Genomic DNA, 26469 nt, shown 5'->3' with positions numbered 1-26469 from the left:
CCATGCCCTGCACATCCCGGGCTTTTTTCCACCCGATTTATGGCACGGATATAAACAGTGCATAGAAACGCAATCATCGGATTTTTCGGAAGTGCTGCCCTTGCGGTGGCGGCAGCGTGGGTGGTGCAATCTCACGGGGCGCAGGCCCTTGATGTGCGGTTGGCGGGTGATGAAACTGTGCTGTTTGATACTGCTGTTAATGCCTGCGATGATTCCCATTTGCCCGATGCCCCGGCTCGTGCTTTTCGCGATGCGCAAGGACGAATGGTTTTGTTTGCCCCCAATTTTCGCAATCGTGCCTTTGTGGGCCAAAATCTGGAATCCCTGCATAAGGACTGCAACAGTCGCTTTAAAGCTGCCGGCAAGGCAGACCCGGGGATGCTCGATGACCGTACCTGGCTTCATGCGATTTATACCGATGATGGTGAAACGGTTTACGCCCTGGGCAGTGCCAGTTTCATGCCTTATCGCCACGACATGCCGTGTGCGAATGCCAAAAAACGCACCGATTGCTGGATCAACGGGTTGGTAACCTTAAAATCTACCGATGGTGGACAGCATTTTGATTATCAGGCAAAACCGCCGCACCATGCACCATTTCCCCCACCCATGGCGTATCGCGATGATCGCAAACGCGCGCCCAGTTATGTGACGGCTACCAATATCGTCCGCTGGAAGGATTATCTTTATTCCATTGTCTGGCGGCGCGGGGTGGATTGGAAATCGTCGCGCAATTGTCTGGCGCGGGCCAATGCCGATGACCCGTCGCGCTGGCAAATATGGGATGGCAAAAAGTTTGTCGATGCTGCGCGCCTGACGCCCGATAAGGGCTGGGAAGTATATCAGACCGATTGCGCACGTGTTGGCCCTTATGGATTAACATCGATCCGGGGCATTGTTCGACACGAAGCAAGCAATACGTTTATTGCCGTTTACAAACACCGTCGCAAGCACAAGGACGGCACAAGCGAACACGGCATTTATTATTCGACATCCAAAGACATGATCAAATGGTCGATGCCTAAAATGTTGCTGGCAGCCGACCTGAAACCCGATGCCGGACCGGGTGATGAGTTTGTTGCCTATCCATCGATTATCGATGAAGACAGCAAGGACCGCATTTTTGGCACGGTCGATGCGCAGGCAAGCCTGCTTTATGTGAAGTTGGTGCCCGTCCAGCGCAATGGAAAATGGGCGATGACGCGTAAATTGATGCGCCAGCCGATCCGTTTTAACAGCGACGAAAAATAGACCCCTTATCAAGGATGCGTAATCATGCAATTTGACCGTTTTGACATAGAGGGACCGTTGCTTTTTGTACCCAATCAGCATCGTGACCCGCGCGGCACTTTTGCCGAAACCTTTCGCGAAGACGAATTTGCCGCCGCCATTGGCGATGCCACCCTGGTGCAGGAAAACCAGTCGGTCAGTGCGCCGGTTAACACCATTCGCGGCTTGCATTTTCAGGTTAATCCGCACGCGCAGGGCAAACTGGTGCGGGTCACGCATGGGGCTATTCTGGATGTGGCCGTTGATATTCGCCCCGATAGCCCAACTTTTGGCAAACATATCCGGATCGAGCTTTCCGACCAGAACTGGTATCAATTATGGGTGCCGCCGGGCTTTGCCCATGGTTTTCGTACCTTGGTTCCCGATACAACGGTTGTTTATAAAGTTAGCGATTATTACAGCCCGGAACATGATCGTGGTATTGCCTGGAATGACCCCGACCTGGCGATTGACTGGCAGTTGGGCCGCATGGTGCCGGTGATTTCGGATAAGGATAAAACCCATCCGTCTTTTGCCGACTGGCAAAACAAAACTGAAAGCCGGGGTTTCATGATGGAAGAAGTTGCCATCCCGCCGCACCAGCATCACGGCGCAATGACGGACATCGCCTCGGATTATCAGCCATTGCAGGCATCCTGACAAACACAAAACCGACAGACTGCCCATAATGCAGGTTCTGTCGGTTTGTGTGTATATTATCTGGATTAAAAATCAGGCGGCAAGGGCGGCGATTATCTGATCCTTGCTTAACGTACCGATTTTCTGGTGGTCGCGGTTAACCACGCTAATTCCATCGGGGCAGGCGATGGCGATGGGCAGAATATCTTCAAGGCGCATGTTTGCATCCACTTCCGGCCAGCCAGTGGTATTGGCGGGCATATCGTTGCCGATTGATGTTGGCTGCATCAGCGTTTTTGCCCGCAATACCCGTGAGCGGTTAACATCACGGGTAAAGGCACGGACATAATCGTCGGCCGGGTTCATTATAATTTCTTCGGGCCGCCCGACCTGTATCAGTGCGCCATCCTTTAAAATCGCAATGCGATCGCCCAGTTTCAGGGCTTCGTCAAGGTCATGGGTGATAAAGATAATGGTTTTGTGAAGCTCGCTTTGCAACTTCATCAATTCATCTTGCATGTCGCTTCTGATTAACGGGTCTAATGCTGAAAACGCTTCGTCCATCAGCAACACTTCCGGGTTGGTCGTAAGTGCCCGGGCCAGGCCAACACGCTGTTGCATGCCGCCTGATAGCTGATCGGGAAAGCTGTCTTCATAGCCCGCCAGTCCAACCCGTTCGATCCAGGTCCGGGCTGATTTTAGCCGTTCGGCTTTGTCGGTTTTTTGAATTTTCAACCCATAGGCAACATTCTCGATGACGCTTCGGTGTGGCAGCAAGCCAAAACGTTGAAACACCATGCCAAGTTTGGCGCGGCGAAAGGCGTTTAACCGGGGTGTGGTCATCTGCAATATGTTTTCCCCGCCAAACAGGATCTCCCCAGCCGTCGGGTCAATCAGGCGGTTGAGATGGCGGATCAAGGTCGATTTCCCCGACCCCGATAACCCCATCACCACAAATGTTTCACCCTGATCAATCGACAGCGATACATTTTGCAGCCCCACCGTATGGCCGGTTTTGGCAAGGATATCGTCCTTGTTTTCGCCGTTTTGGGCCATGGTCAGGGCTTTTTGCGGGTGGGGGCCGAAAATTTTATAGATGTTTTTTATTTCGATATAGCTCATGCGCCGTCTCCTGCGCCGGTGGTGGTGGTGCGCTGGGATCGTTTGCCATAGGACTGACCAATGCGGTCAAACACCACGGCCAGCAAAACAATGGCAATCCCGGCTTCTACCCCCTGGCCAACATCAAGGCGTTGAATGCCGGTTAATACCTGTTCGCCAAGGCCACGGGCCCCGATCATGGAAGCAATCACCACCATTGAAATCGACATCATGGTGGTCTGGTTAATACCCGCCATGATATTGGGCAGGGCAAGGGGCAATTGCACGCCCCACAAAATTTGTGCCCGGCTGGCCCCAAAGGACCGCGATGCTTCAAGGACTTCTTTATCAACCAGCCGAATACCCAGATCCGTCAGGCGGATAACCGGTGGGGCAGCATAAATAACCGTTGCCAGAATGGCCGGGACCTTGCCCAGCCCAAACAGCATCAGGGCCGGAATCAGATAAACAAAACTGGGCATGGTTTGCATCATATCAAGCAGGGGCACCATTACGGCGCGCAGCTTGTTTGACATCGCCATGCCAATTCCGACCGGAATACCGATAATCACCGAAAGCCCGGTGGCAATAATCATGAGGGCAAGGGTTTGCATTGCCTTGTCCCACAGGCCCAACATGCCAATCGCAACCATGGCAAGCGACAGGCCCAGCGTGGTTTTCCAACTGCGACTGGCATGAAAAGCAATCGCAGCAATGACGACAATTACCAGCCACCAGGGTGTTGCACGCAGCAAATGTTCAAGCCAGACCAGAACGGTCAACAGCGCATCGGCAAAGGCTTCAAAGGCATCGCCGTAATTGACGACCAACCAGTCGACAAGGGCATTTACCGATTTTCCAAGGGGGATATTCAGCTTGTCAGGAAACATTCGGGTGTTTTCCGTTTTTCGGGTGGCAAGGCTTTGGCGCAAGCCTAACAACTACAGCCTCATAACTCACCCTTTATTCAGTCTTGCTGCGTCAGGAGTTGTCAGGAGAGCATTTAGCAATGATTGAAAACGCCCCAATAGAACAGAATGTTCCGTGTAATTAAATTGCGCGGTTAGGCATTGCTGTTGTGGTTTTCAAGGAAAGTACTGGTCGCTTTTAGAAAATATCTTTGGTTGAATTTTTCCGCCCTGTCCCCACGTCTGAAATAGTCAAGGCATTTGCTTGTGCCTGTTTTTGGGGTGCCGATGTTATCGGCAATTAGGAGGGTGGATATATGTCATTTAAAATGAAAATGCTGGCCATATTTGTGGTGGCGCCGATTGCGTTTGTTTCGGGCATGACGGTGGCAAATGCCAACGAATTTGAAGGTCAATTGCGCAACTATGCCGATGATGTGAAAGCATGGTTATCAGACCCGCTGGTCATTGATGCGGTAAAAGCCCAGAACGCTGAAAATGCCGGTTTGTCGCAGGATGATATCGACAAGCTGGACAAGGAATGGCGTGCCGAAACATCAGCTACGGATAAACCGCTGATCGACAAGGTTCTGGCCCGCCCCCTGTCAAAATTTTTGCGTGAAAAAGCCGACGAAACCGAAGGTTTGATTACGGAAATTTTTGTCATGGATAACAAAGGCCTGAATGTGGGCCAAAGTGATGTCACCAGCGATTACTGGCAGGGTGACGAGGCCAAATGGCAAAAGACATTCCCCGTCGGGCCAGACGCCATTCATATGAGCGATGTTGAACTGGATGAATCCACCCAGACCTATCAGTCGCAATTAAGCCTGCCGGTGATCGATAGCGACGGTACCACTGTTATTGGCGCAGTTACCGTGGGGATCAATGTTGAATTGCTGGAATAAAGCAACCTGGTTGCGGCCCGTTGTGGCCCCGTAAATCATAGGTAATTGATTTGGGTGCAGACCCATAAATATGAAAGCCTTTCGGGGCAGGGAATGTGGGAAAATGAACATGGAAAATGGCGCAACAGATGGTGGTTCAGCCATTCCGCCGTTTGTCCGCAGTGGGTGGTCCATTCGCAGCAAACTGGTCTTTGGTGTTGCCGCAACAGTTGTTGTCGCCTTTATCGCAACGATCTATGTCGGCATTATCTTTTCAATTGATTCAGCCAAGGTGCGGCTGGCGGACGGCAATACCATTGTAACGTCGCTTATTGCTTCGCAAAATGGCGGGGCGGTAAAGTTTCGCAAGGCCGACGCGATTGAAGCATCTTTTCAGGAGTTGATATCTGACGGGCGTGAAACGCTGGCTTCTGTGCTGGCAATTGATGCGGAAGGCAAACCGATTTTAAATTTTGCCGCCCCCGGCACCAATTCTGCCCTGGCGGCACAATTGACCGATCTTGGATTGGCCGCCATTACGGCAACCGACCGGCAGGAAACCCGGATTGGTGATTTACAGGTTATTGCTGAACCCGCCATTTTTGGTAAAAATCAGGATGTTGTCGGGGCGATAGTCATGGCGTGGTCCTTTGCCTCGTTAAAAGCCGAAACAACGGCAAACGCCATTGATCAAACCGGAATAGCGATTGTTTTGCTAGCAGCCTGCCTGGCGTTTCTATTTTTGCTGATCCATAAAATTGTTGCATCTCCGCTTAAATCCATGACCGGTGCCATGACCCAGATTGCCGATGGCAACCTGAATGTCGTTGTTCCTGCGGGGATGCGTCATGATGAAATGGGCGAAATGGCCCATGCCCTGAATGTATTTAAGGAAAATGGTCAGCGTATTGCCCGCCTGCGCGAGGAAAGAAAGGAACTTGATGCCCGGAACCGGGCTGAAAATGCCCGTCGTCTGGATGAAACGGCCAAGTCATTTCGCGGAACGGTTGGCAGTATTGTTGAAGCAGTCTTAAGCTCTGCCAATGGTTTGTCCGATAATGCCCGCATTCTTGCCTCGGCCACCGACACATCACGGCAAAAAACCGACCGGGTGTTAAAAAGCGTTGCCGATGCCTCGAACGGGGTACAATCGGTTGCCACCGCGGCCGACAGGTTGCGTGGTGCCCTGCACGAGGTTTCACAGCAAATGGTGCAATCACGTGCCGCCATCGAAGAAGCCGTTTCGCAAACCCGCCATACAGACCAAACCGTTGCCAACCTTTCTGACGAAGCACGTAAGATAGGCGATGTGGTTGAACTTATTCAGGATATTGCTGCCCAAACCAATCTTTTGGCCTTAAACGCAACGATCGAGGCCGCACGGGCAGGGGATGCAGGCAAGGGCTTTGCCGTGGTTGCCAACGAGGTAAAGGCGCTTGCTAATCAAACTGCCCGCGCGACCGAGGAAATAACCAAACAAATTTCGGCGGTTCAAAATATTTCGCAAGATGCCGCCGGGGCCATTGGTGAAATTGGCGAACGTATCAGCCAGGTTCATGCTGTATCGCTTAGCATTGAAAGCGCGGTTGAAGACCAGTCAAACGCCGCGAATGATATTACCAGCACCATTGATCAAACCGGCCACGCCATTGCCAATATGAATGACGATATTGGCGATGTGGTCAGTTCCATTCACGAGGCGGGCGAAGCAACCGGCCATGTCAGAAACTCGTCTGCCGAACTGGAAGAAGAAGCCCATAATTTGCAAAAGAACGCCAATCTGTTTTTGGAATCCATTCGCAAATAGGGTCGCCTTCAGGGATGATGCAAACAACATCAAAAGGTCCGCAATCAGACATTGCGGGCCTTAAAATTTGCGCTGAAGAACGTTATTTCAGTTCGAAATGATTTCGGATTACGCGCAAAAATGAAAAGACAAATACAACTGAAAAAAGGTCTGCACGCTTGAAACCAGTGTTACCTAATGGGGAATGTATGCACCATACGGGCATATGTAGCTGGTGCGTCAGCCGGTTTGTCGCTAGCCCGGTAAACGGCCACGCCCTTCTTGCGCACATGCATTTCAAATGTCTTTTTCGTGCCGCCACAGGGCGTGTATTTCTTTCTTGTGGATGGCCGGATCTGGTTATGTTGTTCCTGTTTATTAGAACATGTCATTGCCGAATTGTTGATAGGGCGAAAAACAAAACAGCCCGCAGGAGCAAACCTGCGGGCTGTTTTTTAAATGTTGGCGATCAGATGTTTATCTGACGGTACGCGGCGGAATTATTTGGCCGCAGCGCGGGCTTCTTTCAGCCAGCCGTCAAATTTGCTCTGATTGGCTTTGATCCACGCATCGGCATGACGACCAATGTCTTCAGCCGATTTTTCGCCGTTGCGCATCAGGGTGTTTTCAGCACTGATGTCGTTGGACGAAATCTGCATGATGGCGAACAGCTTGGCGGCTGCCGGGTTCTCATCGGCCCATTTTTTGTTGGCAATGATCCGCTGGTTATTCACCTGGAAGCCATAGTTGCTGCCATCGGGAAGGGCTGTGTCGGCATCCTTGTTTTCACCCGGAAGTGATGAGAACGGAACCTGAAGCCATACGGTGTCCTTACCCGGGACAAGCACGCCCGAAACCCAGTACGGGGTCCAGGTGTAATACAGGATCGGTTCACCCTGTTTGTAACGGGTAATGGTGTCGGCGATGATGGCGGAATACGAACCCTGATTGTGGGTAACCGTATCGCGCAGACCATAGGCATCAAGATGATGTTCGATGACTTTTTCACAGCCCCAGCCCGGATTACACCCGGCCAGATCGGCTTTGCCGTCGCCATTGATGTCGAAAATCTTGGCGATTTTCGGATCTTTGAGCTGTTCGATATTGGTGATGTTGTATTTTTCTGCGGTTTTTTTGTCGATCAGGTAACCCTGAAGCGCACCGGGAGAATACACACCTTCGCGATAGATTTTGTCGGACCCACCGGCATTTTTATAGAAATCCGCGTGTAGCGGGTCCCAGTAATCGGCCATAAAGGTGCCGTCGCCATTGGCGATGGCAACAATACCGGTCGCATATTCAATTTCCTTGATGTCCCCGACGTTATAGCCAAGTTCTTCCAGGGCTTTCATCACGATTTCGGTCTGAAAGGTTTCTTCCGCGATCGAGCTTTTAAGCGGCTGGACGTCAATGCCTTCGCCTGGCTTCATATTGTCGGCAAAGGCAGTTCCTGCCAGCAACATGCTGCTGGTAACAGCAATGGCTGCTCCGGCGGTGAGTTTTTTCAGGATGGTCATTGGCTTCTCCTTGTTATGTGGTTTGGGCCGTTGATTCAGCCTTTATTGCAACCGCTGTGCGGTTATTTCTTGCCCATAAGGGAACGGACGAGGCCAACCGGACCGGTTTCATACCAGTGACGGGAGCCCTTGCTGCGCATGTCCTGACCAAGGGCCTGGGTCATGCGGTCCAATACAATTGCAAGTAAAACAATGCCGATGCCGCCCACGGTGGCGAGGCCCATATCAAGGCGGCCAATGCCGCGCAGCACCATTTGCCCAAGGCCGCCAACCGCAATCATGGATGCAATCACAACCATGGAAAGCGCCAGCATCAGGGTCTGGTTAACACCGGCCATGATGGTCGGCATGGCAAGGGGTAACTGCACCCGAAACAAAAGCTGCTTTGGGCTGGCCCCAAACGAACGGGCCGCTTCCACCAGATCGGCCGGGACCTGGCGAATGCCAAGGATGGTCAGGCGGATCAGCGGGGGCAGGGCGAAAATAATGGTCACGACAACGCCTGGCACATTGCCAATCCCGAATAACATCACAATCGGCACCAGATAGACAAATGCCGGGGTGGTTTGCATGGCATCCAGAACGGGGCGTGTCATGCGCGATGCTTTTTCATTGCGCGCCAGCCAGATACCGGTAGGTAGGCCAAGGACAACACAGAACAAAACCGACGTAATCACCAGCGCCAGCGTAATCATCGCTTCTGACCATGCGCCGATCAGGCCGATTGCGATCAGCGACACGAACGTACCAATCGCCAGTTTGCGCCCGGCGACCTGCCAGGCCAGCAATGCCATAATGACGATCACGATCAGGGCCGGGGTCGCTTGCAAACCGGTTTGAACCCCGGTTAACACCGCGTCAATCGGCCAGCGCACGGCCTGAAAGAAACTGCGAAAGTTATTCACAATCCAGTCAAGGCCATTATTAACCCAGATATCGACCGGGAAGGCGGCATCGTGAAACGGGTGGATAATGCTGAAATGGTGTTCAGGGGCCGGTGCTGCGCCTGACAGCCAGTCGCCGGCAGTATCGGAAACGCCGCTGCCAGCAGAGGCATCGGGGGTTCCCCACGGATTGGATGCAGCAGAGGATGCGGCGTCGCCGCCACTTGCCGCAGCATCGCCGCCGCTGGTTGCTGCATCCGCGCCAGATTGGCCGCTGCTTGCCCAGGGATTACTGTTATCAGCCATTGGTCAAATCTCCTTCCGGGTCGAGCGTTGCCAGCAATTTTGCCTTGCGGATCACACCGGTATATTTTCCGGCGTCTGTCACAATGGGCACCCCGCACGGGGCATGGGCAACGGTTCCGATCAGGTCGGAAAGCTGGGTATCTTCATTAACGGCTTCGATATTGGCAAGGAACGCTGCCGACAGCTTGTCAGCCCCGGCTTTGATGGCACGTTCAACGCTTTCTTGTGAAATGACGCCGTGGAATTCCATGTTCTGACCAACGATATAGCCAAATTCGCGGTTTTCGGTTTCAAGGCGACGTTGGGCCGTTTTAAGGCCGACGCCCTCGCGCTCGATCACGGTGGTTTCGCGTTTTGAAACAATATCCCTAGCCGAAAGGATGGTTGAAACATCCACCCCGCGGAAGAACGATTTGACATAATCGTTGGCCGGGTTATTGAGAATTTCTTCAGGTGTGCCGACCTGCACCACAATACCGCCTTCCATGATCGCAATGCGATCACCGATGCGCATGGCTTCATCAAGGTCGTGCGAAATGAAAATGATGGTGCGTTTGTGTTCGCGCTGCAAAATCAGCAGCTCATCCTGCATTTCGGCACGAATAAGCGGGTCCAGTGCGGAAAAGGCTTCGTCCATCAACATGACAGACGGGTCATTGGCAAGGGCACGGGCGAGGCCGACGCGCTGCTGCATGCCACCTGAAAGTTCGTCGGGATAGGAACTGGCCTGGGCGTGCAAGCCAACCTGTTCAAGGGCGTTAAGCGCCCGTTTTTGTCGCTCTTCAAGCTCGACACCGGCCAGTTCAAGGCCGAAAGCCGCATTATCTACAACCGATAAATGTGGCATCAGGGCAAAGGACTGAAACACCATCGACATATCGCGGCGGCGCAAATTCATTAATTCCTGCGCATTCATTGCCGCAATGTCGACGCCATCATACAGAACCTGGCCTGCTGTGGGTTCGATCAGCCGGTTCAATAATCGGACGAGGGTGGATTTGCCGGAGCCCGACAGCCCCATGACAACAAAAATTTCACCCTCGCGAACCGTGAAGTTTGCACCGCAAACGCCAACTGTCTGGCCGGTTTTTTCGAAAATCTCGGCTTTGTCGATCCCGTCGCGCACCATTTTCATGGCTTGGTCCGGCTGGTCGCCAAAGACTTTATAGAGGTCTTTTACAACGATTTTATCGGTCATGGTCCCTTGTCGGTTTTTTGGCAAACCGCATAAATCTACCCGGTTTTAGGCGGGCAGTTCAGCTGTTCGTTTTGTGGTTAGCTGGCCTTTGATTTCGTGGCCAGTACGATTACTTCCCCAAGTACCGTCACATATTCTGCCAAGATAGTTACAATTCAAAACATTTGATGTCAAATTAAATTTGAGCTAGGTTGACGGCGGATTTAAGGATTGGGAAACGGCCAAATGACGTCTGAACAGCAAAAAAGACGCGATTCTCTTGATGTGCTGGTGGCGTTGCGCCAAATTATTCGCGCATCGGACCTGCATTCAAAACAGGTGATGAAGGTTTGTGGCCTAACGGTGCCGCAATTGGTGGTTCTGCTTGCGATTGAGGAACTTGGCGAAGTTACGGTTAAGGAAATTTCGCGTCATGTGTCATTAAGTCAGGCAACAGTAACGACAATTTTGAACCGGTTGGAGGAGCGCGACTTTGTCCGCCGCACCCGCAATATTACCGACAAGCGCGTGGTTAATAGCTGCCTGACCAAAAAGGGCGCGGACATGATCCGCAATACACCGCCCTTGCTTGACGACGATTTCATGGACCGTTTTGAAGAATTAAAAGATACCGAACGCGGACGTATTGTTACATCCCTAAAGAAAATAGCCATGTTAATGGAGGGAGACGAGGTTGATCCGCGTCCACCCACCCGGCGGGGACATGGGCATTCAACGTTATCGTCATAAGTCGTTGTATGCTGGCAGTGACAACCCCCGACAGGGGAATTGAATGTTTTTACGAATGACGATTCAAATAATACGCATAGGACAAGACATAAAAAAGGGGGCAGCCTGAGACTGCCCCGATTGTATAGATTACCGGCCATAGCCGCCTGGCTCGTAAATTTTACAAGCTGTCTTTTACCCGTTCAGCAACATCTTCTGGCACCCATTTGGTCCAGATATCCTGTTTTTCCTTCAGGAAATGCTCGGCGGCACCTTCGGGTTTTTCCCCTTCATCCTGCATATATGCCAGCATTTCTGACACCAATGCGCTGCTGGTGTGATAATGCGACAAAAATTCCGTCAGTTTCGGGGCCGATTTCATGAAACCGGTATTCACGCCGACCGTGACGGTGCTTTGCGGATAGGCCGTTGCCTGGCTGGTATCGCTGCCGTCTTTCAGTTTGTCGAAAATTTCCTTGTTATAAGCCGGTTCTTCCAGTTTTACGCTGTCATACAGGCCCATAACCCAGGTTGGGCCCCAGTAATAAAACAGGATCGGTTGTGCGCGTTTGTTGGCTGATGCAATCGCTGCCGAAAGGGCGGCACCGGTGCCGGGGCGGAAGTTGGTGAAACTGTCATCCAGGCCATAGGCCTTTAGCTTGTTGGTATTGACCTTTTCGCAAACCCAACCCGATGGGCAGTTATAAAAACGACCTTTGCCGGGTTCTTCTGCATCTTCAAACAGTTTGGTGTATTTGGGCAGGTCCGATACTGATTTAAGGTCCGGGGCCATCGGTTCGATCCCGCGCTCCTTGTCACCCTTGATGACAAAGCTGGGCACAAACCAGCCTTCGACAGCATCGTCAAAATTAACGCCAATCTGTTTAACGGTGCCTGCTGCCTCTGCTTTTTTCCAGGCATCGGCAACATTGTCGCGCCAGATTTCCATGACGACATCAATGTCACCCTTACCTGTACCGGTCAAAAGCGGGATGGTTTCGCCAGGCAGCGCATCGGTTTGGCAACCATAACCTTTTTCAATGATGTAACGGGCGACAGCGTTGTGAAACAGAGCACTGTCATAGTTAAGCCCGGCAAACATCACCGGGCGGTCAATTTCACACGACGCGTCTGCGGCGTGGGCCGGGGACGCGTTAAGTTGAAAGGAAAGGCCGAGGCCAATGGCCATCAGCGCTGCGGCTCCGGCGGGCAGGAATTTCATCGTTTTTGTTCCTTCGACGTCGTCAACAGTCCGAAAGCGCACCATGTGCATTCCGACTTCTCACTATACGAACCAGATCGGATTTGGTTCCGTCCCGGTTCTGTGGCTTGGTCGAAATACCGCCTGATACAGTCATGGCAAAAAGTTTAGCCGCCCTGTCCGGTTTTGCGCAACCTTTGATCGGTTATAAAATGACAGGATATGTCAGTAGGTTGTAATGCCACCCCGATAAACAGGTGTTTCTGCCCGACAGGGAAGGAAGGATGGCGTGATCGGCCCTGTTAATTCGGGTTGTATCGGGTATATGGTGGGCAGACCTGCCTGCCACTCAGATAACCCGGATGTGCTCCATGCATGACAGCCTGTTTGTTTTTGATATTGAAACCGTTCCCGATATTGATGTTTTGCCGCAATTAACCGGCGAAACCGCACCGGACCCGGAAACGGGCCGGCAAATGCTGGAACAGTATCATCTCGATATTACAAGCGGGCGTAACGGATTTCCACGTCAACCCTTTCACAAGGTCGTTGCGATCAGTTTTTTGCGTGCCACCATTCAGCGCGACGGTAACCTGGAAACCTACGAGATCGAGGAATTGCGATCCGGTGGGGATTTGACCAGCGAGGAAAAAGATCTGGTTGCGGGTTTCTTTTCCTATTGCGGTAAACTGTATCCCCGCCTGGTCAGTTTTAACGGGCGCGGGTTTGACTTGCCGGTGCTGAAATACAGGGCGATGAAACACGGTGTTTCGGCGCGATGGCTGCATCAGGCGGCAAACAAATGGGAAAATTACACCTCGCGCTATGCGCCCAACTGGCATTGTGACCTGGCCGAGGTTTTATCTGATTACGGGGCCTCGGCGCGTACTAAAATGAACGAGGTTTGTGCTGCCCTGGATTTACCCGGCAAAACCGGGGTCGATGGCAGCAAGGTTTCCGATATGTATGATGCCGGCGAAATTGACGGTATTCGCCGCTATTGTGAAACCGATGTGCTAAACACCTATCTGCTTTATTTGCGTTATGTTCTTCATACCGGGCTTTCGGACCATGACGGGTATAATCATGCCATTAATCTGACTGTGGCGTGGTTGGAAGAACGGGCAGGCGACATTCCGGCCTATGCCGAGTTTCTGGAGGCATGGCGCACATCAAGTGCCGGGTCCTTTAACGTTTTGTAATGGAAAAAACTGCTGCGGCGGAATGGGTTTTAAAAACTGCAACGGCTAAAAATTCACTGACGTGAAGCGTTTCACACGGGCGGTTGTTTCGCGGGTTTTGTAATTGAACCCGCGTCGGGTTTTGCGGTATCTGATTTTGAGTTTGCAAGTTATTCGCAATATCAACCAATCTGGATACCCTATAAACCCTGAAGGAACGTGTGGATGAAATTCGCAACAATCATTGGCGGACTGGCAATCGGGTCGGCGGTTTTGGGTGCCACAGCGGCATCGGCGCAGGAAGTGAATGTGTATTCGCTACGACAGGCTTTTCTGGTCGAACCCTTGTTTGAAAAATTTACCGACCAGACCGGTATCAAGGTTAATGTGATTTTCGCTGAAAAGGGGCTGGTTGAACGCATCAAACAGGAAGGTGTGAACAGCCCCGCCGATATCTTGATGACGGTTGATATTAGCCGGATCCAGCAAGCCGTTGATGCCGGCGTGACTGATGTGGTGGACAGTGACGTTTTGACCAACAGTATTCCGGCGCATTTGCGCGACGAGGCTGGTCACTGGTTTGCCCTGACCCAGCGCGGACGGGCGATTTATGCGTCGAAAGATCGTGTGGGTGCGGGTGAAATTACCCGCTACGAAGACCTGGCTGATGCCAAATGGGCCGGGCGGGTTTGTACCCGGTCTGGCACGCATGACTACAATATCGCCCTGTTTGCCTCCATGATTGCCCATCATGGCGAACAGGATGCCAAAACATGGCTGGAAGGCTTAAAAGCCAACCTGGCGCGCAAACCGCAGGGCAATGATCGGGGCCAGGTTAAGGCGATCAAGGAAGGCGAATGTGATATCGCCATTGGCAACACCTATTATTACGGCAAGATGCTGGATGATCCGCAACAGCGCAGCTGGGCCGAGGCTGTCAACATTGTTTTCCCCAATCAGGATGACCGTGGCATGTCGATGAATATTTCTGGCATGACGCTGATCAAGGGGGCGCCACATCGCGAAAATGCGGTCAAATTGATGGAGTTTCTGGTCAGTGATGAGGCGCAAAAAATATACGCCGAGGTGAATTACGAATATCCGGTCAAACCCGGTGTTGAATGGGCCGAAAATGTTAAATCCTGGGGCACGTTCAAGGCCGACCAATTGCCGCTAACCGAAATCGCCCGCTTGCGCGCCGACGCGATCAAGATGGTTGATCAGGTTGGTTATAACGAATAGGCAGTTTTAAAACAGTTTCGAATACTGCTTTGATTAAGGGGTGGCACATTATGCTACCCCTTTTTTATGGGGTGCTGAAATTTCTGGCCTGGTTATACAAGGCAAAATCAAGCGCATTATTGGCGTTAAATGTCGCAATTACATCATTTGGCAGATCATATGCCGGTCGGCCAGTATGGTTGACGTGGGTAATGGGCAATATATCGTCGGGTTGCGCCATCATTTTTGCTAAACGCAACAGATCTTCATTTGCGTTTTCCAGGGTTCCGACAAACCAGTAAGGGGCAAGAATGTCTGCTGCATTTTTAGGGTTCGGCGATAACAGGCCGGCCATCGGGTTGTGACAGGCCAGTAAAAAATCTGTCAGGCTGTTTTCGGTGATGGGCAGATAGCCGGTTTTTGTACCAAAAAAGTAATGTGAAATGGCACGTTCCAGCGGATGGCGCAGAAATGTAATCAGCCTTGTGCCATCGTTATAAACTTCGCTATATCGCTGCCATAAATAGGCGCCGTCGGTATCAAAATGCCCACAAATCAAAGCATTATTGCGTAATTTTGAACGATCAATTCCAGCTTTGGCAAAATCGGCGGGGCTTTGTTCATTTTCCGGTGTCGGGCTGCGTTGCCGGTAATCATAAGTGATTAGAAACCACCTGGCAAAAGCGATGCGCAAACTGTTGCCGCCGCATTTATGGACATGATGAAAAAGATATCTGGGTTGTGACGACAATTTTGCCCCTGGGCGATGCTATTGAAAACAGTTTTTTTTATTTCAGATTTCACGATTAAAGACGTTTTAAAATATAGCTTTGTCCGGCGTTTTTACAGGAACTATGTGACAGGGATAATTAATGTTGGCAATTGTCAAGAGGGTGATATTGCCAACAATGCTGTGAGCGGCGTGATTGTGCCTTGCCAATCGGGATGTTGAAACGGTAATTTCGCGCCTTGCGAATGTTTTTCATTCCCATTGTCATTATTGGAACGATCAGGAGACCCTTCATGAACCTGCGAAAATTCATCCTTGGACTGGCACTGACGACGGTTTCGTTCTCTGTTGCCCAGGCCGCGCAGGAAGTGAATGTTTATTCATTGCGTCAGCCGTTTTTGATCAAACCGATGTTCCAGAAATTTACCGAAGAAACCGGTATTCGCGTTAACACGTTGTTTTCGCAAAGCGGTTTGGTTGAGCGTGTGAAGCATGAAGGGCGCAACAGCCCGGCTGATTTGCTGTTAACTGTTGATATTGGTCGTATTCAGGATGCGGTTGATGCGGGTGTTACCCAATCGTTGACCAGCGACATTATTGAACAGAATATTCCCGCGCAATATCGCGACAAGGACGCCCAATGGGTTGGGTTAACAACGCGGGCGCGGGTGATTTACACATCGCTTGACCGGATCGAACCTGATGCCATTGCCAGTTACGAAGAACTGGCCGACCCGAAATGGAAAGGGCGTATTTGTATTCGTTCGGGGATGCATGTTTACAACATTGCCCTTGTTGCCTCCATGATTGCCCATCACGGCCCGGAAGATGCCAAAAAATGGCTGATCGGGTTAAAGGATAATCTGGCGCGCAAACCGCAAGGGGCCGATATTGACCAGATCGAAGCAGTTTCCCAGGGTGTGTGCGACGTTGCGATTGGCAATTCGTACTATTACGGCAAGATGCTGGATGATCCGAACAAGGCCGATGCCGCCAAACAGGTGCGGATCGTTTTTCCCAATCAGAAAGACCGGGGTACGCATGTAAATATTTCCGGTGTCGCCCTGATGGAAAATGCGCCGAACCGTGAAAATGCGCTAAAACTGGTCGAGTTTTTATCGGGCGACGAAGCCCAGCATATGTATGCCGAAGTTAATTTTGAATATCCGGTGAAACCGGGTGTTGTGTGGTCGGAAATGGTGGCCTCGTGGGGCACATTCAAGGCTGACGATTTACCGTTGAACGAAGTGGCCAACTTGCGCGGTGATGCCATTCGCATGATCGACGAAGTTGGTTTTAACGAATAAAGCATCGGTGCAAATTGGCAGTTAAACAGGACATTCGCGGCACCGGACCCAGCGAAACATTTGATCCCTTGCAACAGAGGCCCATGGTGCATTCGATGCGCTGGTGGGGTCAGGGGCAATCGTCATGGTGGCTGGGTGGTGCAATGCTGATTGCAATGCTGGTGGCTGCACCGATTGTGGCGGTGGTCTATCTGGCAGTGTTTCCCACTGAAAATATCTGGCCGCATCTGGCATCGACAATGCTGCCACGGTATTTGTCCAATACCTTTATTTTAATGTTGGGTGTTGGCATTGGCGTAACTGTGATGGGCGTTTCGTCTGCCTGGGTTGTGACCATGTGCCGTCTGCCGGGGAAACGGTTTTTTGAGTGGGCCATGCTGCTACCGATGGCAGTTCCAGCTTATATCGTGGCATATGTTTACACCGATTTGCTGGAATATGCCGGGCCGGTGCAAGGTACGCTTCGGGCGTGGTTCGGGTTTCAATCGGCGCGCGATTACTGGTTTCCCGATATTCGCACCAAAGGCGGTGCGATTGTGGTGCTTAGCCTGACATTGTATCCCTATGTTTATATGTTGGCCCGCGCGGCGTTTTTGTCGCAATCGGTATGTGTGCTTGAAGCGGCCCGCGTGCTGGGGCGGGGACCGTGGAATGCATTTGTGAAGGTGGCTTTGCCGCTGGCGCGCCCGGCTATTGTTGTTGGCGTAATTATTGCGCTGATGGAAACCCTGAATGATTTTGGCACCATAGACTTTTTTGCCGTTCATACCTTGACCGCGGGTATTTTTAACGTGTGGCTGGGCATGGGTAATGCGGGCGGGGCGGCGCAAATCGCCTTAACCATGCTGGCGGTTGTGATGGTGCTGATTGTCGCTGAACGTTATTCGCGCCGTCGTCAGCGTTTTCACGATACCACGTCACGGTTTCAGGAACTGCCGGGCTATGAACTGGGGTTGGGGGCGAAGGTGGCTGGCTTGCTGATTTGCAGTCTGCCCATTGTGCTGGGTTTTGTTATCCCGGCACTGGTGCTGGTATATTATTCGGTCGGTTATTTTGACCAATCCTGGACCAGCGATTTTTTTGAATTTGCCCGCAACAGTCTGATGGTATCGGGCCTGGCAACATTGATGGCGGTAAGTGCTGCCCTGTTTTTGGCTTATGCCCTGCGTCTGTTTCCCAAACCGGCCTTGCGCGCCTGTATCCGGTTGGCTTCGGTGGGGTATGCTGTGCCGGGGGCCGTGCTGGCGATTGGTGTTCTGGTGCCGTTTGCCGGGCTGGATAATGCGGTAGACGCGTTCATGCGCGATCATTTCGGTGTTTCCACCGGGCTGATGTTAAGTGGCACAATTTTCGCCATCGTTTTTGCCTATAGCGTACGGTTTATGGCTGTTTCCTATGGCTCGATCGAGGCTGCTTTGGGCAAGGTGCGCCCCAGTATGGATGATGCCGCCCGGACTTTGGGTGAAACCCCGTTTGGTACGTTAAAGCGCATTCATTTCCCACTGGTGCGCGGCGGTATTTTGGCGGCATGTGTGCTGGTGTTTGTTGATTCCATGAAAGAACTGCCCGCCACCCTGATTTTACGCCCGTTTAATTTCGATACATTGGCAACCCACGTATACCAGTATGCCAAGGACGAAATGATTGAGCAGGCCGCCCTGGGCGCCCTGACCATAGTTGTGGTCGGCGTTATTCCTGTGGTGATGCTAAGCAGGGCAATTTCCCGGTCCCGCCCGGGGCACCACGGATAATTCCAGGTGCCACTTGGGGGGTCGTGCTGATCGCGCTATCACAGGTCAGGTTTCCATCTATACATGCAAGGTAATCACCATGGTCAATACATCTGGTTCTTCTGTTTCTGATACCCGGGCCAATATTGTTGCGGATGTCGGGCAGCAGGCAGGTTTGACGCCGATCCATGTTGCCCTGGCACAGGCCTGCGCCCAAATTCCGGTTTTTGCACAAACCGAAACCCGCAATTTAACCGATTGTTATGGTGCCATTTTGCGCGAGGATGTCGTCGCTGCGGTTAATGTGCCATCCGTTGATAATTCCGCGATGGATGGCTATGCCTTGCGGCTTGATGATATTGAGGCCTTGCCAAAATCGGGTGCTTTGACCATTCCGGTTGCCGGTGTTTCACTGGCGGGGCATCCTTTTGTTGCTGAGGTGCCGGTTGGGCGTGCCATTCGCATTGCAACGGGTGCCGCTGTGCCCGCCGGGGCCGATGTGGTTATTATTCAGGAAAACGTCACGGCAAACAGCGATGAAAGCGAAATTCGCATTGAACGTGATGCAGTGGCACGCTTGCGGCGGGGCGATAATATTCGTCGCATGGGCGAAGATGTTAAAGTGGGCAGTATTGTGCTTTCTGCCGGTAAAAGGCTTCGCCCGCAGGACGTAGCTGTGGCCGCAGGGCAGGGCAAAGGGGGCCTGGTTGTTGCACGCCCGCTGCGGGTTGCCGTTTTTTCTACGGGCGATGAATTGTCTGTTCCCGGCGACGCATTGCCACCCGGGGGCATTTATGACAGCAACCGTTTTGCCATGATCGGTATGATGCGCGCCATTGGGTGCGAGGTAACCGACCTTGGTTTGCTGCGGGATGATTTTGACGTTTTGCAATCGGCCTTGGGCGATGCGGCGCAAAACCATGATGTGATTTTAACATCGGGCGGTGTATCGGTCGGCAAAGCTGATCTGTTAAAGCCGGTGGTTGATAGTATTGGTGAAATTCACGCCTGGAAACTGGCAATTAAACCCGGCAAACCGTTGATGCGGGGAAAAATTGGCAATTGTCTGGTGCTGGGCTTACCGGGTAATCCGGTTTCTGTGATGGTGTCGGGGTTGTTGTTTGCCGTGCCGTTGTTGCTTCATATGATGGGTGCCCGTGATGAAGACCGGACAGCTGTGCGGTTTCAGGTGCCGGCCGGGTTTGCCCTTAAACGGGGCACAGGACGTCGGGAATGGTTGCGCGCGCGGCTGCACCGTAACGGGAACGGGCAACTGGTGGCCTTGCCGTTTCGGTCCAGCAGTTCGGGTGTGTTGTCGTCCATGGTATGGGCCGAAGGGCTGATAGAACTGGCCGAAGACCGCGCCAGTGTGGGCCAGGGTGATATGGTCGATTATATCCCCTTTGCCGGGTTGCAGGCATTTTAGCCGGAGCCGGTTTTGTCGTTAAATCGGGCAATAAATTTGTCAACTGATCCAGATCATTGAAGCAAACCGGCCTGCGCACCCATTGTTGTAATGCAATCGGGCAATGCGCAAGGAGGTTTTTCAATGACCCTTTCGGTAACATTTTGTGGCGCTGCGGGCGGTGTGACCGGGTCTTGTTACCTGTTGCGCACACCTGCAGGAAATTTTTTGATTGATTGCGGCATGTTTCAGGGCAGCAAGACAGTCAAGGAACTTAATTATGGGCCCTTTCCTTTTGACGCCAGCGACATACGCGCGGTTTTGTTGACACATGCCCATATTGACCATTCAGGATTGATCCCGAAACTGGTTAAGGCCGGGTTTGTTGGCGTGGTTTTTGCGACCGAGCCAACATGTGACTTGCTAACCTATATGCTGCCTGATTCCGGCTATATTCAGGAAACGGAAGTGGACCGGTTAAACCGCCGCAATGCCCGGCGCGGCCGCCCGCAGGTTGAACCGATCTATACCCGTGAGGATGCAGAAAAAGCGCTAAAGCGTTTGCGCCCGGTCGAGTATCACCAATGGATCGAAATTGCCCCGGGTTTTGAGGTTCGTTATTGGGATGCCGGGCATATTTTGGGGTCTGCCTCGATCGAGGTGCGCATTGATGGCGAACCGGGCCATAAAACCCGCCATTTGCTGTTTTCGGGCGATATTGGTACTGGTGAAGCGGTTTTTAATGATGCCCCCGAAGGCCCGTCGGATGTGGATTATCTTTTTGTTGAAACCACATATGGTGATCGGCAACGGGTGGACATGACTGCCGACGAACGCAGAACCATGTTGGCAACCGAAGTGCGCGAAGCGCTGATTGCGGGGGGCAACCTTGTCATTCCCAGTTTTGCCGTGGCCCGCACCCAGGAATTGCTGGTTGATTTGGCGGCATTGTTTAACAGTGGGCAATTGCCGAAAGCCGATGTTTTTATCGATAGCCCGCTGGCGCAACGTGCAACGGGTGTTTTTGCCCGTTACCTTGACGCGCAAGATGCCCGCGCCCTTAATCATCCCAATTTTCATATGGTGCCCGATGTTGAGGCCAGCATTCAATTGGCCCGTATTAAAGGGGGAGCTATTATTCTTTCTGCCAGTGGCATGTGCGATGCCGGGCGGGTGCGCTATCATTTAAAAAACAACCTGTGGCGCCCGGAATGCACGGTGTTGCTGGTTGGATATCAGGCGGCAGGTTCGCTGGGGCGCATCTTGCTTTCCGGGGCGAAAAACGTGCGTATTCATGGCGATCAAATCCAGGTGCGTGCGCGGGTGCGCAACCTTGATATTTATTCAGGTCATGCCGATCAACAAACATTGCTGGAATGGGTGAAGGCGCGTCAGCCGGTTCATAAGGCAATATTCCTGACCCATGGCGAAAATCCGGCGCGGACCACCTTCCGCGATCTTTTGATCGCCAATGATATTCCGGCAAAACTTTTATCAAGCCCATCCCTGGATGAAACAGTTGTATTGCGCAGGGGCAAGGATCACCAACCGCCCATTACCCGCCGTCTTGGTCATGATGTGATGTCGCGTGAGGATTGGCATAATGATTATGCCCGTACCCTGACAGCCCTTTCGGAAAAACTTGCTGCCCTGTCGACCAATCGGCAACGCGAAAAATTGCTGGCAAAGCTGACAAGCACTATAGAGCGATCATAAGGCTGGTACAGGCAAAAGCGATCGTCACCATGGACGGGGGAAAATGGTGACCAATGCAGGGCAGGGGGCAATGGCTTTCTGCCCTGTATGCGTTTTGATGTTTAATCGGTGACGTTCGACAAAATGTTATTCCCGGGTTGATGAGGTAGAATAATTTTCAATTTTTGGGGAGTTGCGGGCAAAATTTTTGCATCTGGGAAGCTGGCGTTGTTGTTGGATTTTGGCGTTTTTTGCGCCAATTCACCATATCGTGCGCGTTTCTGATGGTTGCATATGTTTGAAATCTGCTAACTATAGGACAGATTTGCTTGTGATTATTTCAATTCCTGTCACCTTTGAAAAAAAAGAGGCGATGGGAGGTTCAATGGGACATGAGCGATTTACACCGGCAAGGTTTTTGCCGTAATGGCGATCATGTCTTTGGGGGCACCTGAATTGCGGACGGTATTATGTCTTTAAAGGGCGCACGCGGCTATCGTGTTCTGATTTACAGTCACGACACATTTGGTCTTGGCCATTTGCGGCGGTGCCGCACCATTGCCCATGCCTTGGTTGATAATCGTGACGATGTTTCGGTTCTGATCCTGTCAGGATCGCCGATTATTGGCAGTTTCGAGTTTCGTTCACGGGTGGATTTTGTCCGCATTCCGGGCGTGATCAAGCTGTCTAATGGTGAATACACATCGCTTAATCTTGATATTGATGTTGATCAGATGCTGGCGATGCGTGAATCGATCATTCAGCATACTGCCGATGTTTTTGATCCCGATTTGTTTATCGTTGATAAGGAACCGCTGGGCCTGCGCGGTGAAGTCGAACCCACATTGAAATTGCTTAAAGAACGCCATACCCGGCTGGTTTTAGGTCTGCGCGATGTGATGGACGACCCCGAAACCCTTCGCGAGGAATGGCTGCGTAAAAACTGTACGCCTGCCCTTGACACCTATTACGATGACATCTGGGTTTATGGATTGCGTGAAATATGCAATCCGCTGCACGGCATTGATCTTGCGCCCGGTGTTGAGGAAAAAATGACCTATACCGGGTATTTACCGCGTACGGCGACCCGCAAACCGGCACCTGAACATGGGTCTTTGGGCTTGGACGAACCCTATTTCCTGGTGACCACCGGCGGTGGGGGGGACGGGGTTAATCTGGTGGATTGGGTGATTAGTGCCTATGAAGCTGACCCTGATATTCCCATGCCTTCTTTGGTGGTGTTGGGGCCGTTTATGCCCCCCGCCGATCAGCAGGCATTTATGGAACGTGCCGAAAATATCGACAAGTTGTCGCTGATTACCTTTGACGCCAATGTGGAAATGCTGATGGCGCGCTCAAGCGGTGTTATTGCCATGGGGGGCTATAATACATTTTGCGAAATCCTGTCATTTGACAAACCGTCGATTATTGTGCCGCGTACCGTGCCGCGTCTTGAACAATATGTTCGTGCTTCACAGGCTGAAAAACTTGGTCTGGTGCGAATGTTAACCGAGGAAGGCGGGCGGCCACCCCTTGAAATGGCCGAGGCTCTGCGCGGTTTGGCCGCACAACCCGCGCCATCCAGTGTCACTGTACCGGGTTTGATGGGCGGGCTTGAAACTGTATCGACCATGGTGGAACGCTGGTTGCCGCGCGAAATTATTGATGCAGAGTACGCAACGGCATGACTTCGGCCAATCTTGCGGGCGTTGACCATATTGCCATTGTTGTAAAAGGGTATCCGCGCCTGTCTGAAACATTTATTGCCCAGGAAATTCTGGGTATTCAGCAAGCAGGAATTCCTTATCGTATTGTTTCGCTGCGTCATCCGACCGATAAAAAACGCCATCCCATCCATCAACGTATTACCGGTGCGGTCGATTACCTGCCTGAATACTTGCATAATGCACCGATGCGGGTGGTGGCCGGGTGGTGGAAAGCGCGCAAAATGCCGGGTTATGCTGCTGTAATTGCGGCCTGGAAGCGTGATTTTCGCCGGGATACGACGCGTAATCGCATTCGGCGGTTAGGGCAGGCCATGGTAATGGCGGCTGAATTACCTGCCGACGTTACCCGGATTTATGCCCATTTTTTACATACACCGGCATCGGTTGCCCGTTATGGCGCGATGATGCGGCAATTGCCGTGGTGTTGTTCGGCGCATGCCAAGGATATTTATACCAGCCCCGATTGGGACATGCGCGAAAAGCTGGCCGATATGGACTGGCTGGTGACCTGTACACGCGCCAATGTGGACCATTTACGCGCGCTGGCCGATAACCCCGAAAAGGTCAATTTGCTGTATCACGGGCTGGATTTTTCGCGCTTCCCCGAACAATTGCCAACCCGGCCCATGCGAACGGGCAATGATGCGGCGGACCCCGTTATTATTTTGTCGGTCGGGCGTCTGGTTGGCAAAAAGGGTTATGACGACCTGTTAAAAGCGTTGGCAAAACTGCCCAAAGATCTGCATTGGCGTTTCGTCCATATTGGCGGTGGTAATGGGGCAAAATATTTGGCCCTTGCCGAAGAACTTGGCATCGCAAAAAATTGCGACTGGCGGGGGCCACGTGACCAGGCCGAAGTGATTGCCGCCTGCCAGAATGCCGATTTGTTTGTGTTGGCCAGCCGTATTGAAAAAGACGGTGACCGGGACGGTTTGCCTAACGTGTTAATGGAAGCCCAGCTTTGTGGATTGGCAGCAATATCAACCAATATTTCAGCCATTCCTGAACTGATCGAGGATGGGGTGAACGGGCGGCTGGTACCTGAACGAAACCCCGACATACTCTCGGTTGCGCTGGCTGAAATGATTGCGGATCCTGAAAGTCGCACTAAAATGGGCACGGCCGGAAACGAAATCGTTCGCCGGGATTTTTCCTTTCATGCCGGGATGCGTGAATTGGGATACCGGTTTGGTCTTGCTGACGATGATCAGGAAACGACGGCTGTTTATAACAGGGACATCACCCGGGTGGCTGGTTCTGCTTCCGGGGCGGAGTAAGTGCCGTGCGGATTGCATTTTACGCCCCGTTAAAGCCGCTTGATCATCCGGTTCCATCGGGGGACCGGCTTGTGGCACGGTTGCTTGTCACAGCGTTGGAACAGGCAGGGTTTGCCGTTGACGTGGCGTCAAAGCTGCGCAGCCGGGTAGGGGATGGCAACAGCCTACGTCAGGCACAGTTGGCTGAATTGGGCGGCGCATTGGCCCGGCGGTTGATCCGCCGGTACGAAAACGGCTTTTTACCCCGTCCTGATGCTTGGTTTACCTATCATTTATATTACAAGGCCCCTGACTGGATTGGTCCTTTGGTTGCCCGCGAACTGGGAATTCCCTATTTTATTTGCGAGGCGTCGCACGCGCCAAAACGGGCAACCGGCCGGTGGGCAGCCAGTCATCGTGCGGTTGAACATGCCCTTGAGCAGGCGGCGGCTGTTTTTTGTCCAAACCGGGCCGATATGGAATGTGTGTTGCCGGTTTCCGGCGCGCAAAAATTGCATTTTTTACCTCCCTTTGCTGACATTGCCACCTGGGCCGGTTCTGCAGACAATCGTATAAAACGGCGTGAAAATACATTGTCGGATGTTGTTCGTCTGATCACGGTTGCCATGATGCGGCCGGGCGACAAAATGCAGTCCTATAAGATTCTGGCAGCAGCCCTGGCTGATTTGCCCGTAGCGCAACAGGGGCGTTGGCATTTAACTTTGGTTGGCGACGGCCCGGCCCGTGCCGACGTTGCAGCATTGTTTGCACAGTTTCCCAAACATCAGGTTCACTTTGCCGGGCAGTGTGACCCCGTTGCCACACGGCAACATCTTGCACATTCAGACCTGTGTGTGTGGCCGGCAATTAACGAGGCCTATGGCATGGCCCTTTTGGAAGCACAGGCAGCAGGTGTGCCGGTGTTGGCGGGGAACAGCGGGGGTGTTGGCGGCATCGTGGATGATGGTCAAACGGGATGGTTGGTCGCAGCCGGGGATGTTGCCGCATTTTGCCAGGCATTGTCCTATTGTCTGGATGCACCCGAAACATTGGTGGCGGCGGGAAGTGCGGCAGTAAAAAATGCCCGCCAGTTTCATGATGTTTCGTCTGCGGCGGCAAAACTTTATCAGGTGATGCTGCCGTTTTTGACACGCCCGCTGGATAGCCCGATAGATGACGATCTTACAGGCGATGGTCATGAAATCTGATTTTACTTTCGCCTTGTTACGGCATGGGGCCACACAATGGAATGTCGAAGGCCGTATTCAGGGCCATCGCGATATTGGTTTGCTTGATCAAAGCCAAATGCAGCTTTCAGGGTTTCGGATCCCCGGTGATTGGGCCAGACTGCCGTGGTACACAAGCCCGCTTAAACGCACCCAACAAACCGCGGCAGCCCTTGATATTGCGCCGGTGGGCGTTTTGACCCCATTTATCGAAATGGATTGGGGCGACTGGGAAGGGCAGAAGCTTTCGTCGTTGCGTAGCCGACTGGGTACTGAAATGACTGCAAATGAAGAGCGTGGCTGGGACTTTCGCCCTGATAACGGCGAAAGTCCACGGGACGTTTTGTCCCGGGTGCGAACATTTTTGGCGCAGTGGCGGGATGGCAATTTTGGTGTTGTTACCCACAAGGGCCTGATTCGCGCGGTTTATGCCGGTGCAAGCGGATGGGACATGACAGGGAAAATACCGCACAAATTGCGCTGGGATGCTGTGCATGTTTTTCGCTGGTCAGCAAAGGACGGTTTGTCGATCGTGCAATTGAACATACCGTTCGTACCCATCAGATAATGCCAATCAAAAGGATGCC

General features: G+C 52.3%; 22 protein-coding genes. 15 read left to right on the top strand and 7 right to left on the bottom strand.

All coding sequences use genetic code 11. The annotated features are described in order from the left end of the window. Window positions 1-57 precede the first annotated feature (57 nt). Both J4E05_RS02530 and rfbC read left to right on the top strand, forming a co-directional pair. On the top strand, window positions 58-1251 hold the full coding sequence (locus tag J4E05_RS02530) for a hypothetical protein (RefSeq protein WP_349592157.1): 1194 nt from the start codon (window positions 58-60) through the stop codon (window positions 1249-1251). Window positions 1252-1275: 24 nt separating this feature from the next. Beyond that, window positions 1276-1929: a dTDP-4-dehydrorhamnose 3,5-epimerase gene (rfbC, locus tag J4E05_RS02525; protein WP_349592155.1), complete on the top strand. Its 654-nt coding sequence runs from the start codon at window positions 1276-1278 to the stop codon at window positions 1927-1929. 72 nt (window positions 1930-2001) lie between these two features. On the opposite strand, the gene J4E05_RS02520 is transcribed toward rfbC, so the two are convergent. Continuing rightward, complete coding sequence (locus J4E05_RS02520) at window positions 2002-3030, bottom strand: quaternary amine ABC transporter ATP-binding protein (RefSeq protein WP_349592154.1); 1029 nt, start codon at window positions 3028-3030, stop codon at window positions 2002-2004. Further along, window positions 3027-3899, bottom strand: a complete 873-nt coding sequence (locus J4E05_RS02515; RefSeq protein ID WP_085591462.1) for an ABC transporter permease — start codon at window positions 3897-3899, stop codon at window positions 3027-3029. Before J4E05_RS02515 ends, J4E05_RS02520 begins: the two co-directional genes overlap by 4 nt. Before the next feature lie 335 nt (window positions 3900-4234). On the opposite strand from J4E05_RS02515, the gene J4E05_RS02510 reads away from it, so the two are divergent. Both J4E05_RS02510 and J4E05_RS02505 read left to right on the top strand, forming a co-directional pair. Continuing rightward, window positions 4235-4825, top strand: a complete 591-nt coding sequence (locus J4E05_RS02510) for a PDC sensor domain-containing protein (protein ID WP_210402898.1) — start codon at window positions 4235-4237, stop codon at window positions 4823-4825. A gap of 103 nt (window positions 4826-4928) precedes the next feature. Continuing rightward, window positions 4929-6611 carry a methyl-accepting chemotaxis protein gene (locus J4E05_RS02505; RefSeq protein ID WP_349592151.1) on the top strand — a complete coding sequence of 561 codons (1683 nt, stop codon included), beginning with the start codon at window positions 4929-4931 and terminating at the stop codon, window positions 6609-6611. 479 nt (window positions 6612-7090) lie between these two features. Here the strand turns inward: J4E05_RS02505 and proX are convergent, their stop codons facing one another. The 3 genes from proX to proV form a co-directional block, all read right to left on the bottom strand. After that, window positions 7091-8107 carry a glycine betaine/L-proline ABC transporter substrate-binding protein ProX gene (gene proX, locus J4E05_RS02500; RefSeq protein WP_349592149.1) on the bottom strand — a complete coding sequence of 339 codons (1017 nt, stop codon included), beginning with the start codon at window positions 8105-8107 and terminating at the stop codon, window positions 7091-7093. A 62-nt stretch (window positions 8108-8169) separates the two neighbouring features. Next, window positions 8170-9297: a glycine betaine/L-proline ABC transporter permease ProW gene (proW, locus tag J4E05_RS02495; protein WP_349592147.1), complete on the bottom strand. Its 1128-nt coding sequence runs from the start codon at window positions 9295-9297 to the stop codon at window positions 8170-8172. After that, a complete protein-coding gene (gene proV, locus J4E05_RS02490) occupies window positions 9290-10495 on the bottom strand; it encodes a glycine betaine/L-proline ABC transporter ATP-binding protein ProV (RefSeq protein WP_085591454.1) in 1206 nt (401 codons plus the stop codon). Before proV ends, proW begins: the two co-directional genes overlap by 8 nt. Window positions 10496-10720: 225 nt before the next feature. Between proV and J4E05_RS02485 the strand changes: the two genes are divergently transcribed. Then, window positions 10721-11224 (top strand): MarR family winged helix-turn-helix transcriptional regulator, encoded by a 504-nt coding sequence (locus J4E05_RS02485; protein WP_085591452.1) that lies wholly within the window; start codon window positions 10721-10723, stop codon window positions 11222-11224. A gap of 160 nt (window positions 11225-11384) precedes the next feature. On the opposite strand, the gene J4E05_RS02480 is transcribed toward J4E05_RS02485, so the two are convergent. Continuing rightward, on the bottom strand, window positions 11385-12425 hold the full coding sequence (locus J4E05_RS02480) for an ABC transporter substrate-binding protein (protein WP_349592145.1): 1041 nt from the start codon (window positions 12423-12425) through the stop codon (window positions 11385-11387). Window positions 12426-12775: 350 nt separating this feature from the next. Here J4E05_RS02480 and J4E05_RS02475 point away from each other — a divergent pair, with 350 nt between their 5' ends. Both J4E05_RS02475 and J4E05_RS02470 read left to right on the top strand, forming a co-directional pair. After that, window positions 12776-13606, top strand: a complete 831-nt coding sequence (locus J4E05_RS02475) for a 3'-5' exonuclease (RefSeq protein ID WP_349592143.1) — start codon at window positions 12776-12778, stop codon at window positions 13604-13606. Window positions 13607-13810: 204 nt separating this feature from the next. Beyond that, window positions 13811-14827, top strand: a complete 1017-nt coding sequence (locus J4E05_RS02470) for a Fe(3+) ABC transporter substrate-binding protein (RefSeq protein ID WP_349592141.1) — start codon at window positions 13811-13813, stop codon at window positions 14825-14827. Window positions 14828-14891: 64 nt separating this feature from the next. Here J4E05_RS02470 and J4E05_RS02465 read toward each other — a convergent pair whose 3' ends face one another. Further along, window positions 14892-15500 (bottom strand): hypothetical protein, encoded by a 609-nt coding sequence (locus tag J4E05_RS02465; RefSeq protein ID WP_349592139.1) that lies wholly within the window; start codon window positions 15498-15500, stop codon window positions 14892-14894. 329 nt (window positions 15501-15829) lie between these two features. Here J4E05_RS02465 and J4E05_RS02460 point away from each other — a divergent pair, with 329 nt between their 5' ends. The 8 genes from J4E05_RS02460 (at window position 15830) to J4E05_RS02425 (ending at window position 26450) form a co-directional block, all read left to right on the top strand. Further along, window positions 15830-16843: a Fe(3+) ABC transporter substrate-binding protein gene (locus J4E05_RS02460; protein ID WP_349592137.1), complete on the top strand. Its 1014-nt coding sequence runs from the start codon at window positions 15830-15832 to the stop codon at window positions 16841-16843. Between the two features lie 83 nt (window positions 16844-16926). After that, on the top strand, window positions 16927-18594 hold the full coding sequence (locus tag J4E05_RS02455) for an ABC transporter permease (RefSeq protein ID WP_139835576.1): 1668 nt from the start codon (window positions 16927-16929) through the stop codon (window positions 18592-18594). Window positions 18595-18673: 79 nt separating this feature from the next. After that, window positions 18674-19999 carry a molybdopterin molybdotransferase MoeA gene (locus tag J4E05_RS02450; protein WP_349592135.1) on the top strand — a complete coding sequence of 442 codons (1326 nt, stop codon included), beginning with the start codon at window positions 18674-18676 and terminating at the stop codon, window positions 19997-19999. Between the two features lie 123 nt (window positions 20000-20122). Further along, window positions 20123-21694, top strand: coding sequence for an MBL fold metallo-hydrolase (locus J4E05_RS02445; RefSeq protein ID WP_349592133.1), 1572 nt, complete (start codon window positions 20123-20125; stop codon window positions 21692-21694). A 449-nt stretch (window positions 21695-22143) separates the two neighbouring features. Further along, window positions 22144-23361: a glycosyltransferase family protein gene (locus tag J4E05_RS02440; protein ID WP_085591432.1), complete on the top strand. Its 1218-nt coding sequence runs from the start codon at window positions 22144-22146 to the stop codon at window positions 23359-23361. Continuing rightward, complete coding sequence (locus J4E05_RS02435) at window positions 23358-24677, top strand: glycosyltransferase family 4 protein (RefSeq protein ID WP_349592131.1); 1320 nt, start codon at window positions 23358-23360, stop codon at window positions 24675-24677. The genes J4E05_RS02440 and J4E05_RS02435 overlap by 4 nt, the downstream gene beginning before the upstream one ends. A 5-nt stretch (window positions 24678-24682) precedes the next feature. After that, window positions 24683-25864 (top strand): glycosyltransferase family 4 protein, encoded by a 1182-nt coding sequence (locus J4E05_RS02430; RefSeq protein WP_349592130.1) that lies wholly within the window; start codon window positions 24683-24685, stop codon window positions 25862-25864. Next, window positions 25854-26450 (top strand): histidine phosphatase family protein, encoded by a 597-nt coding sequence (locus tag J4E05_RS02425; RefSeq protein WP_349592128.1) that lies wholly within the window; start codon window positions 25854-25856, stop codon window positions 26448-26450. Before J4E05_RS02430 ends, J4E05_RS02425 begins: the two co-directional genes overlap by 11 nt. Window positions 26451-26469: the final 19 nt, after the last annotated feature.

Source organism: Thalassospira sp. NFXS8 (genome assembly GCF_040148805.1).
Lineage (GTDB): Bacteria > Pseudomonadota > Alphaproteobacteria > Rhodospirillales > Thalassospiraceae > Thalassospira.
The sequence above is the reverse complement of the archived record's forward strand: the minus strand, read 5'-3'. Positions and strand labels throughout refer to the sequence as shown.